The sequence below is a fragment of the Nocardioides sp. CPCC 206348 genome, from assembly GCF_048654705.1.
In the GTDB taxonomy this organism is placed as follows: Bacteria; Actinomycetota; Actinomycetes; order Propionibacteriales; family Nocardioidaceae; genus Nocardioides.
Window position 1 is genome coordinate 865 of record NZ_JBMCZA010000188.1, and the last position, 444, is coordinate 1,308.

1 protein-coding gene is annotated in these 444 nt (G+C 71.2%); it reads left to right on the forward strand.

All coding sequences use genetic code 11. The annotated features are described in order from the left end of the window. A partial coding sequence (locus tag ACOADB_RS15470; protein WP_378600337.1) for a PQQ-dependent sugar dehydrogenase occupies positions 1-444 on the forward strand: 444 nt, incomplete at both ends.

Genomic DNA, 444 nt, shown 5'->3' on the forward strand with positions numbered 1-444 from the left:
GCGCGAGGTGCTCGACCTGCAGGCCGACGTGCTCGACCAGGGCGACGCCGGGATGACCGGCCTGGCCGTGGACCCCGACTTCGCCGCCAACGGCTACGTCTACGTCAGCTACGTGATGGACGACGGCGGCGACAACCGGCACGCCCAGCAGGTCCTCCGGTTCACCTGGGACGGCACCGACCTGCAACCGGACTCGCGCCACGTGGTGCTCGGATCGGTCACCGGGCCGGAGTGCTACGACGACGACAACGTTGGTACGGCGGACTGCGTGCCCATGGTCGGCGAGGCGCACACGATCGGCGACCTCGGCTTCGACGACCAGGGCCGGTTGCTGGTCGGCATCGGCGACGGTGCGCTGTACCTCACCGGGAACGGACTGGCGGGGCGCCTGCTGACCCTGCGCGCGCAGGACCCGGAGGTGCTGGCCGGCAAGGTGCTGCGCAT